9 protein-coding genes are annotated in these 10,054 nt (G+C 59.7%); 6 read left to right on the top strand and 3 right to left on the bottom strand.

Translation table 11 applies throughout. The features are described from left to right. Positions 1–70 precede the first annotated feature (70 nt). A complete protein-coding gene (locus NMG70_RS05450; protein WP_254023589.1) occupies positions 71–460 on the top strand; it encodes a hypothetical protein in 390 nt (129 codons plus the stop codon). A gap of 310 nt (positions 461–770) precedes the next feature. Here the strand turns inward: NMG70_RS05450 and NMG70_RS05445 are convergent, their stop codons facing one another. Both NMG70_RS05445 and NMG70_RS05440 read right to left on the bottom strand, forming a co-directional pair. Beyond that, complete coding sequence (locus tag NMG70_RS05445) at positions 771–1,073, bottom strand: DUF1236 domain-containing protein (protein ID WP_254023588.1); 303 nt, start codon at positions 1,071–1,073, stop codon at positions 771–773. 153 nt (positions 1,074–1,226) lie between these two features. After that, positions 1,227–1,445 (bottom strand): hypothetical protein, encoded by a 219-nt coding sequence (locus NMG70_RS05440; protein ID WP_254023587.1) that lies wholly within the window; start codon positions 1,443–1,445, stop codon positions 1,227–1,229. 839 nt (positions 1,446–2,284) lie between these two features. Here NMG70_RS05440 and NMG70_RS05435 point away from each other — a divergent pair. Genes NMG70_RS05435 through NMG70_RS05425 form a run of 3 tightly spaced genes read left to right on the top strand, consistent with a single transcriptional unit; the run spans position 2,285 to position 5,938 of the window. After that, a complete protein-coding gene (locus NMG70_RS05435) occupies positions 2,285–3,499 on the top strand; it encodes a glycosyltransferase family protein (protein ID WP_254023586.1) in 1,215 nt (404 codons plus the stop codon). Between the two features lies 1 nt (position 3,500). After that, on the top strand, positions 3,501–4,745 hold the full coding sequence (locus NMG70_RS05430) for a glycosyltransferase (RefSeq protein ID WP_254023585.1): 1,245 nt from the start codon (positions 3,501–3,503) through the stop codon (positions 4,743–4,745). Next, positions 4,742–5,938 (top strand): glycosyltransferase family protein, encoded by a 1,197-nt coding sequence (locus tag NMG70_RS05425; protein ID WP_254023584.1) that lies wholly within the window; start codon positions 4,742–4,744, stop codon positions 5,936–5,938. The genes NMG70_RS05430 and NMG70_RS05425 overlap by 4 nt, the downstream gene beginning before the upstream one ends. Positions 5,939–6,060: 122 nt before the next feature. Here NMG70_RS05425 and NMG70_RS05420 read toward each other — a convergent pair whose 3' ends face one another. After that, on the bottom strand, positions 6,061–6,732 hold the full coding sequence (locus tag NMG70_RS05420; protein ID WP_254023583.1) for a class I SAM-dependent methyltransferase: 672 nt from the start codon (positions 6,730–6,732) through the stop codon (positions 6,061–6,063). Positions 6,733–6,816: 84 nt separating this feature from the next. On the opposite strand from NMG70_RS05420, the gene NMG70_RS05415 reads away from it, so the two are divergent. Beyond that, positions 6,817–7,182, top strand: coding sequence for a hypothetical protein (locus NMG70_RS05415; protein WP_436798352.1), 366 nt, complete (start codon positions 6,817–6,819; stop codon positions 7,180–7,182). A 17-nt stretch (positions 7,183–7,199) separates the two neighbouring features. After that, a complete protein-coding gene (locus tag NMG70_RS05410) occupies positions 7,200–9,914 on the top strand; it encodes an ABC transporter transmembrane domain-containing protein (RefSeq protein WP_254023582.1) in 2,715 nt (904 codons plus the stop codon). Positions 9,915–10,054 lie beyond the last annotated feature (140 nt).

Genomic DNA, 10,054 nt, shown 5'->3' with positions numbered 1-10,054 from the left:
CTGACTGTGCATTGATGGCAGCACGGTTTCGATTGAGACTAACATACCTCCTTGGTCGGGAGGGACCAACGTGGGGAAGTTCCTGGCAGGCCTGTTGGCCGCGATGCTGGTGGCGTCGGCAGGACGATGCTGGTCCAATGACAGGCTTCCTTACAAGCCGATCGCCGAAGAAGCAGTGAGAACGGCCAGTGCCCGGCTGTCTTCCGACATTCTGAAGCAAGAATGCATGCACGGGCGGCGGTATCCACGGAGCCAAATTAAGAGCGGCTTCAAAAGGCACTTCGAGGAATTGAGACTGACGATTGTCGAGGAAGGGTACACCATCGTTCCTAATGTGAGGGAGAACAACTCACTCTGGACTGTTTCTGAGATGGCATTTGACGCCAAACGGCGACTGGATCTCCCGCCCCAATTCGGCTGTTTTGGAGCATATTGGCTCGATGATAATCCGGATTGGTAACCCGCGATAAGGCAGCCGGCGCGGCGCCTCCCCGGTCGAGACTACGGCCCCCGAGCCTATCCATGAGGGCGAAGCACTCGCGAAGGCAATCATTGAGACCGTCGAAAAGGCTGAACCGGTAACGCGCCTACGGAATGAAAGCCCGCGCCCTGTGAGAGATGGACGCGGGCTGATCGGAGCACACCGATCGCAGGATCGGTCTGCGAGAACATGCTGCAAAAGCCCAAACTGTCGTCTAAAGCCCTTGTTCCAAACAAAAAAAGCCCGCCGCACCTTTCTGCACGGCGGGCTTCAGTCTGAAGAGTTCGTGTCAGTCGTAGACCTTCACAATCTTGCGGGTAGATGGGTCGACAAGGACGGTTCGGCCATCGACGACTACGTAGCGGTACTGAACGTCCGGCACCTCGTAAAGCTCGACTGTATCGGGCAGAGCTGTGCCGATGTTGAGCTCCACGCCGAGAAGGCTGACGGATGCCATCGGTTTCTTTTTCACGTATTCCCGGATCACAGTATCCTGCTCGGGTTGAATGACGACGACGTCCTGGGCGGCGGCGGCGCTGACACCAACGAGCAGAAGGATTCCTGCCGCGGCCGAGGAAAGTTGCTTTCTCATATTGCCTCCAAGCAAACTCCGCTGCGGCGCTTCATTGCTGCCGCGACGGATTGCTTAGCTTGAACGGTGCGGAGCAATTCTTGTTCCACTGGCAGTGCGCGAATTCGCTTACACAAACGTGCTGCTCGCTACTGCTCGCGCTCGATTGACCGGCTACTCGCAATTATCGAAAGCCACGAACAGGCCCAGGGCAGCAGCGACTTCAACGATAGCCTCGGTTAGTTGGTTGTCGCATGCGGTCAAATCAGGGGCAGACTGCCGAACGTGGTTTAATGCGGCTTTGACCGAGACGGTTTCCCCTCGGTCCGCCCTGTTGAGGATTGCGGCGATCGCCTGATCTAGAACTGGACCGACCCTTTGGGCGATGCTCATCCACCTTCCCCCCGGGAACGCAACGGGCAAACAAAAACGTGTCCGAGGCCAGGATGCAACTGACGCGCGAAATCGTATTGAATTGGGTGCGGTGCTGGGGCGCACACAGCGATATTTAGCAGGAACTTCGGAGCGGGAAGAACCGACCGACCAACCAATTGAAACGGGGGCGTGACCGCACTTGCGGCGTCCTTTTTGCCCTTGCGGGTTATGCGGGTCGCCGGTGGAGATGGTTGGATTTCAGGTCCTCTCCCTCTACCACCTTTCACCACCTCTTTGACGCCGTCTCTGTCGCGGACTAGCATCGGATACGAATTCGCCTGGACTTGTCCTTGCCGTTTGAGGACATCCCGCTCCACAAGCACCGCACTTCAAAAGCCCCGACAACATGCGTCGGGGCCGGCGCTGATGGCTTGGGTGTGTAACTGCACGAGCCTTTTTCCTATCTCGTGCCGCTTCAAACAATTCGGGCCCGATAATGGCAAGGTCGGGAACTTCGACTGTTTGCCATTCGCCTCTAGAATTTGGGCGCGAGATACGCTTGGGCTGTGAGAGGTAGGGGCCCACGGCGGGAAAGAGGTCCGGTAAAGTTGCCTGCATAAGGCCACGGTGACCACACGGTCGACCTTCGGTGTGGGAGAATCCGAGATGGTCAATACCAGTGAAATGATGCAGGTTCTTCTGGACCACGTGACAAGCTTCTGCATATGGACCCTCTTGGGTAATACAAATTGAAAATTGCGCCCTCATGTTTCAAAACAGCTCGGTAGACCCGCGAGGATGGTTTCGTGCGGGTCGCCGACGGTCCTCAAGCCGAGAATTCTAAAAGACGCTCAACAATGACCCAGCACGCACAAAATACTCGAATTCTCATGTACAGCCACGACACGTTCGGGCTCGGCCACTTGCAGCGCTGCCGGACGATCGCGCATTCGCTGGTCGAGGATTTCCGCGGACTTCAGGTGCTTATCATTTCGGGTGCGACTATCGCTGGCGCCTTCGACTACCGCGCCCGTGTCGACTTCGTGAAGATCCCCAGCGTCATCAAGTTGCGCAACGGCGAATACACCTCGCTGGAAAAGGATATCGATCTGCATGAGACGCTAAGGATGCGCCAGTCGATCATCCGCCACACTGCCGAGACCTTCCGGCCGGATATTTTCATCGTCGACAAGGAACCGCTCGGCCTGCGCGGTGAGATCGAGGACACGCTGTCCTACCTCAAGACGCGGGGTACCACGCTCGTGCTTGGCCTGCGCGAGGTGATGGACGCGCCGCATCTGCTCGAAGCAGAGTGGGCACGCAGGGATGTGATGCGCAAGATAGGCCTGTTCTACGACAAAATCTGGGTCTATGGTCCGCCGGATTTCTACGATCCGTTGACCGGCTTGGATGTGCCGCCGGCTGTCAGGGCAAAGATGAAGTTCGTCGGCTTCCTGCAACGGAGCCTGCAGAAGAACGAGTTGCCCGGCCACCGGCCCGAGGGCGACTATATCCTCATTACCACCGGTGGCGGCGGTGACGGCGCCGAACTGATCCACAGCGTCATCGATGCCTATCAGCAGGATCCGCAATTGCAGCATCGGGCGCTGATCGTGCTTGGGCCTTACATGCCGGCGCGCAAGCGCAACAAGCTGCTCAAGAAGGGCTCCAAGATCCCCTATATCAGGATCATCGAGTTCGACAACCGCATGGAAGAGCTGATTGCCGGTGCCAAGGCAGTCGTTGCGATGGGCGGTTACAACACCTATTGCGAGATACTGTCTTTCGACAAGCCGGCGCTGATCGTGCCGCGCGTCAAGCCCCGCGAGGAACAACTTATCCGAGCACGGCGCGCAGCCGAACTCGGCCTCATCGAGATGCTTTTGCCGGAAGAAGCCGAGGATTCCCAGCGGTTTGCCAATGCACTGGAGGTGCTGCCGGACCGGCCCGGCCCATCGCAGAGCCATCCGCATCTGACGCTGGAAGGGCTGCCTCACATTTCCGAAATCGTCGCGGAACTGCTCGACCGGCGGGGCGGCCATCACCTTTCGGTCATTGAAGGCATGAACTGAGTTGCAACATCGCAAGATCGTCGTCGTTCTGAAGGGCTATCCGCGGCTGTCGGAAACCTTCATCGCGCAGGAACTGCTCGGTCTGGAGCTTGCGGGGTTCGACCTGATACTCGTCGCGCTCAGACGGCCGACCGACGCAAAACGCCACCCCGTGAATGACGAGATCAAAGCGCCCGTCCATTATCTGCCGGAATATCTGCATGAAGAGCCGCTGCGCGTGGTTCGCTCGCTGTTTGCTTATCTGCTGCGGCCGGGCTTCTGGCGCGCGCTCGGATCGCTGGCTACCGATATCCGCCGCGACTTTACGCGCAATCGCGCGCGCCGCTTCGGGCAAGCGCTCGTGCTGGCGGCCGAATGGCCGGAAGACGCGGGCTGGCTGCATGCACATTTCGCGCACACACCGGCATCGGTGACGCGCTATGCCAGCCAGCTTCGTGGCCTGCCCTGGAGCTGCTCGGCCCATGCCAAGGACATCTGGACTTCGGCGGACTGGGATCTGGCTGGCAAGCTTTCCTCGGCGCGCTGGACGGTCACTTGCACGAAAGCCGGCTTCGACCGTCTGAAAAAACTCGCTAACGGCAACTCGTCTGTGCATCTGAGCTATCATGGGCTCGACCTTGATCGCTTCGGCGGTTTCGGCGAGGCGCGAAAACAGCATGACGGCTCGGCGCCGGACGAACCGGTTATCGTTCTGAGTGTCGGGCGCGCCGTTGAAAAGAAAGGTTACGATACCTTGCTGGAGGCCCTTGCCCTCTTGCCTGGTGATTTGGCGTGGCGTTTTGAGCATATCGGCGGCGGCGAGGAACTGGAACGGTTCAAGGCGCTGGCGCAAAAGCTCGGACTGGATGGTCGCGTCTCTTGGAAAGGCGCGCTTGCGCAGGAGGAAGTGCTTGAGCACTACCGCTGCGCCGACATCTTCGCCCTGGCCTGCAGGATCGCCGCAAATGGCGACCGGGACGGTCTGCCGAATGTTCTGGTGGAGGCGGCTAGCCAACGGCTTGCCTGCGTGTCGACCGATATTTCCGGCGTGCCGGAGCTTTTATCGCCGGATGAAACCGGGCTGTTGGTTCCGACGGAAAACCCAATTGCCCTGGCACAGGCGTTGGAGCGCCTGATCCGCGATCCCGTGCTGCGCGCCCGCCTCGGCGACGCCGCAGAGCGGCGCGTGCGCGGCAATTTCGATCATATGGCGAGCATTGGACAGCTCAAGGAACTGTTCGAGCGGGAGTGGCGGGCCGCCGAATGAAGCGGCTGCGTGCTTTCTTCTATGTCCAGCACCTCCTCGGTATCGGCCATCTCGCGCGCGCCAGCCGCATTGCGGCGGCTCTGGTCGATGACGGTTTTGCCGTAACCGTCGTGACCGGCGGAGCGCCGATCGCGGGGTTTTCGGGACTGGGTGTAAAATCTGTAACCCTGCCACCTGTTACCTCCGGTGATGAAGGATTTTCCGGACTTGTCGACCTGCAGGGCAAACCCATCGACGATGATTTCAAGAAATGGCGTTCAGAGATGCTGCTGCAGGCATTCCGGGATTGCCGGCCTGACATCGTCATTGTCGAGGCGTTTCCATTTGGACGCCGGCAGATGCGTTTCGAACTCCTGCCGCTGATCGAGGCCATCGACGCGACGTCGCCCAGACCGCTGCTGGCGACGTCCGTCCGTGATATCCTTCAGGAGCGCGTCAAGCCGGGCCGAAACGAGGAAACGGTCGATCTCATCAACAGGCATTTCGACCTTGTTATGGTCCACGGCGATCCGGCTTTCGCAACCATCGACAAGACATTTCCACTGGCTGGGGCGATCAGGGCCGAGGTCACCTACACAGGGCTCGTCGCCGCGCCGCCGTCGCCCGCGGCCTCCGAGCGCTTCGACGTCCTGGTGTCGGTTGGCGGCGGGGCTGCCGGTAAGAGCCTTGTCAGCTCCACCATCGCAGCGGCGCGGAATGCCAACAACGCTTGGAAATGGTGTTTGATCACCGGCCCAAACCTGCCGAAAGACGAGTTCGACGCGATCGCACGCGATGCCACGCCGGGCCTGTCCATCTTCCGGTTCCGCGAGGATTTCGCCAGCCTGCTGACCGGCGCCCGCCTGTCGGTCTCGCAGGCGGGTTACAACACGGTCTGCGATGTCCTGCGCGCGGGTTGTCGCTCCCTGCTCGTTCCATTTGCAGCCGGCGGGGAAACCGAGCAGACGGTTCGCGCTCTGATGCTCGAAGAACTCGGTCTTGCAACGGTGCTGATGGAAAAGGACCTAACGCCTGAAGTTTTGGCGCAAGCGATCGAACAGGCGCTTGTGGGTCCGACCCCATCCGCGCATCGTCTCGATCTGGAAGGCGCGCGTCGCTCGGCGCAAATCCTGCGCGAGCGGTATCGGACGTGGTCCCTAAAGGTGGGTCCCGGTTTCGGTAAAGTTCATGGTCAAGCAGACGATAGATGCTAACGCGCGTCGCGTCTGGTGAGATTCGCGCGACGCGCTTCAAGTCGTTGTTTTATAGATGTGGTTGCCAAAACCGCTACGCACCCTCGGGTCGGGCCCGAGGGCATGCTTTTGGGCGAAATGCATCAAACAGTTCCAATCAGCATGAAGCGCGTATAATTTTTTGTCGGCAGTTCGCCGGAGAACCGCACCTCCCGTAGCGCCGCCATTGCTTCAAAGGCTGCAAGTGAAGCCACGCAGTTGATGTGCGTCGGCTCGCTGAAATAATCGTTCGATTGCAGCAGTACATTCGTGCCCCGCGGAAGCAGAGCAAGCCAGGCGGGCAGGTCGGCTATGTGTTCGCAGCTCGTATTGACCACCAGGTCGGGCCGCCCAGCCACATAGTCGAGTGCGTACATGTCGGCCGTCAGAGCCCGGAACCGGTCGCCGGCTTCCCGGTTGAGGGTCCGGGCGACCGGCGCGACTTCGGGATCGATGTCGATGCTGTCGACCGCCGCGATGTCGAAGCGGGCGTCGTTGAAAAGCATTGCCGGCAATACGCCGTACCATCCGCCCAGAACCCATATGCGCCTGAACCGGCCGCCGCAGCTTTCGAACAGCCTGTCGAGCGCCCACATCTTGCAGGCGACCTGCTTGTGGTTGAAGGCGTTTGCGATATCGGCCTTCGGATGCTTGGCGATGACGCGCGCCAGCCCTGCCACGAGAGGGCAGTTGACATAGGCAGCAATTCCCCGCGTGAGGTCCGAGGCTTGCTCGTGCCAGTCCATGCCGGCATTGCGTGGTTGCGTGACATCCATCATATTCGTCTTGTAAGTTGGGATTTCGGGCGACACAACGCAATCTTGCCTCCCGCAAGGCTGTTTGAATTCGCGGACGTGATTATGCAGCAAGCCGCTTCGCCATTGCCCGGTGCCGGAGAGAGCCTGTTGCATCTGTCCGGACCATCGGCGTCCATCCGCCAGCACCAGCGGCGCAGCTGCGGCCTCGTGCTGCTCGGCTATTCGCTAAAACCCTACGGAGGCCGCGAACCGTTTAGCCGGCTGCTTTCTTCGCTGATCAACAATGCCCATGGCGTTGTCATCGACCATGCGCCGGAACTGGATCGCGCCGCATCGCAGGTTCCTTCCATCGTCGAGCGCAGGACAATCTCCGTGCGCTGCAGCTTCGAGCTTGTCGTTGGCGACGAAGAAATTGCCGATACGCCACTCGCCAGCAGGTGCTTTTACATCCTGCATGCATTCAACTGAAGGGTCCACAGCCGCATATGGAACCCAGCCTAGCCCGCTATATCTGGACGCACACCAAGAAGCAGCAGCTATGGATATTGATGATCGTCGTGCTTTCGATGATCCCGTATTTCATGTCCTTCGACCTGCCGAAGCTGATCATCAACGGCCCGATCCAAGGTAGCGGCTTCGAGCAACCGGGCGCGACCCAGCCATTCATGAGGCTGCACTATAACCTGCCGTTCATCGGAGAGGTTCAGTTCTTCTCCGGTTTTCAGCTCGACCGCAAGGCGACGCTGTTTGCCCTGAGCCTTGTGTTCCTCTTGCTAGTCGTCATCAACGGCCTGTTCAAATTCTACATCAACACCTACAAGGGCCGCCTCGGCGAACGCATGCTGCGGCGTATCCGCTTCGATCTGGTCGATCGTGTGCTGCGGTTTCCGCCGTTTTACTTCAAGCGGGTGAAATCCGCCGAAGTGGCGACCATGATAAAGGACGAGGTGGAGCCGCTGGGCGGCTTCATCGGCGATGCCTTCGTGCAGCCGGTGCTGCTCGGCGGCCAGGCGCTGACGGCCATGCTGTTCATCCTGGTCCAGAACTTCTGGCTCGGAATGATAGCGGCCGTGATCGTGGTGATCCAGATCGTGCTCATCCCGCGAATGCGGCGGCGGCTGATCGTGCTCGGGCGCGAACGGCAGTTGACGGCGCGCGCGCTTTCGGGCCGGGTTGGCGAAATCGTCGACGGCATCGGCGCGGTTCACGTCCACGACACATCAAACTACGAGCGCGCCGACATAGCTGCCCGGCTCGGGCTCATCTTTAAAATCCGCTTCGATCTTTACCAATGGAAATTCATGGTGAAGTTCCTCAACAATTTTCTCGCGCAGGTCACGCCCTTTCTGTTCTACATGATAGGCGGGTATCTGGTCATCCAGGGGCGGCTGGACGTCGGTCAGCTCGTGGCCGTGATCAGCGCCTACAAGGACCTGCCCGGACCGATGAAGGAACTGATCGACTGGGATCAGGCGCGGCAGGATGTCCAGGTCAAATATCAGCAGGTCGTTGAACAGTTCACCGCCAAGAATCTCATTGCGCCGAGAATCGAGGCATTGACGATCGACGATCCCGATCCGATGACCAACCCCCTGTCGGCGATCAATCTGTCCATAGCAGACGATGGCGGTGCAATGCTCCTCGACCGTATCTCCCTCCAGGTCAAGCCGGGTGAGACGGTGGCGCTGGTCAGTACTGCAACAGGTGGAGCCGAGGCGCTTGCAGAAGCCTTCGCGCGGCTGAACTGGCCGGATAGCGGAAGGGTCGCTTCGGGCGCCGACGACCTGCTTGAACTCCCCGAAGCCGTGACCGGCCGGCGCATGTCCTATGCCTCGTCGGATGTTTTCCTGTTCCAGGCAAGCCTCCGCGATAACCTGCTCTACGGGTTGAAGCATGCGCCGCTAACATCGGTGCCTTATAACGGTGCTGCGGCAGACCAGCACCGCTGGAACATTCACGAGGCGCGCCAGTCGGGCAATCCGGATTTTGATATCCACAGCGACTGGATCAACTATGCTTCCGCTGGCGCTACCGGCCCGCAAGACCTCTTTGAAGCCGTGCGCCGGGTGCTCGACGCGGTTGTTCTATCGCGCGACATTCTGGATCTTGGGTTGCGCTCTTTGGCCGACCTCACGCGTCACACGGAGCTTGCCAGGCGGATCGTCGAACTGCGTGCGGCGCTGCGAACCCGGCTGGAACACGAAGGGCTGAGCGCACTTGTGGTTCCTTTCGAACCGGGCGCCTATAACAAGGAAGCAACGATCGGCCAAAACCTGCTCTTCGGCGCTGCCGCCGGCCCCGAACTGGCCGACAGGGCTCTAGCGGCCAATCCCTATTTTGCTTCTGTGCTGAGGCAGGCCGGCCTCGACCGCACGCTCTACGAAATGGGCATGGAGATCGCCGAACAGGCGATCGAGCTGTTTGCCGACCTGCCGCCCGATCACCAGTTCTTCCAGCAACTCGCCTTCATGAGCGCCGAGGAGATACCCACCTACGAAACCTTGCTGCAACGGCTCAAGAACCGTCCCTACGAGGCGGTTTCGGAGAACGACCGCGCCATGATCGTCACCTTGAGCTTTGCGTATATCGAGCCCCGGCACCGCTTCGGCCTGCTGAGCGACGAGCTGATGAGCAAGATCGTCGCTGCACGCAACCGGTTCTATGAAAACCTGCCGCCCGAGCTGCAAAATGCGATCGAACGGTATGATCCTGCCAAATACATTGCCGCGGCCACCGTCATGGATAATGTCCTGTTCGGGCGTGTGGGCAACAACCATCCCGATGCGCCGGACCGGATACGCTCCATCGTCTATGATATTCTTGACGAACTGGGGCTTTATGCCGAACTTCTGGATGTCGGCCTGGACTTCAACGTCGGCTCCGGCGGCAGGCGGCTGACCGGTGGACAGCGACAGAAGCTTGATGTTGCCCGGGCTCTGCTCAAGCGTCCTGATTTTCTCATTCTCAACCGGCCGCTGTCGGCGCTCGACCAGCGCATGCAGCATAAGGTGCTGCGAAACGTGCTGGAGGAAGCCAGGCGCGACGACCATTCGCCGGCAATTGTGTGGGTCGTGACGAATCCGGCGATGGGGATGATGTTCGATCGCGTTATCGTCTTCGACTCGGGTAAATTGGTGGAAGACGGAACACCCGAGGCACTTTTGGCAAGGAACGGTATCTTCAAGGAATTGTTGTCATGAGCAACGGACATTCAGACGGGATCATTCTGCCAGTGGGAATTTACTGCAAGATCAAGGGATTCGGCGAAGGGCGTAGCTGGACCACATCCGCGCCGAAAACCCGAAGGGGTTTGCCGAAATTCACCCGGCTCTTCAGGGTT

This window comes from Mesorhizobium ventifaucium (genome assembly GCF_935822925.1).
GTDB classification, from domain to species: domain Bacteria; phylum Pseudomonadota; class Alphaproteobacteria; order Rhizobiales; family Rhizobiaceae; genus Mesorhizobium; species Mesorhizobium ventifaucium.
Note: the sequence above shows the minus strand (reverse complement) of the source record. Positions and strands in the feature narration are given on the sequence as shown.

Bases quoted from the DNA above. Each gene is read 5' to 3' on its own strand.
- NMG70_RS05425 (WP_254023584.1), top strand. From the start codon at position 4,742: ATGAAGCGGCTGCGTGCTTTCTTCTATGTCCAGCACCTCCTCGGTATC.
- NMG70_RS05445 (WP_254023588.1), bottom strand. From the start codon at position 1,073: ATGAGAAAGCAACTTTCCTCGGCCGCGGCAGGAATCCTTCTGCTCGTT.
- NMG70_RS05410 (WP_254023582.1), top strand. From the start codon at position 7,200: ATGGAACCCAGCCTAGCCCGCTATATCTGGACGCACACCAAGAAGCAG.
- NMG70_RS05415 (WP_436798352.1), top strand. From the start codon at position 6,817: ATGCAGCAAGCCGCTTCGCCATTGCCCGGTGCCGGAGAGAGCCTGTTG.
- NMG70_RS05435 (WP_254023586.1), top strand. From the start codon at position 2,285: ATGACCCAGCACGCACAAAATACTCGAATTCTCATGTACAGCCACGAC.
- NMG70_RS05440 (WP_254023587.1), bottom strand. From the start codon at position 1,445: ATGAGCATCGCCCAAAGGGTCGGTCCAGTTCTAGATCAGGCGATCGCC.
- NMG70_RS05420 (WP_254023583.1), bottom strand. From the start codon at position 6,732: ATGGATGTCACGCAACCACGCAATGCCGGCATGGACTGGCACGAGCAA.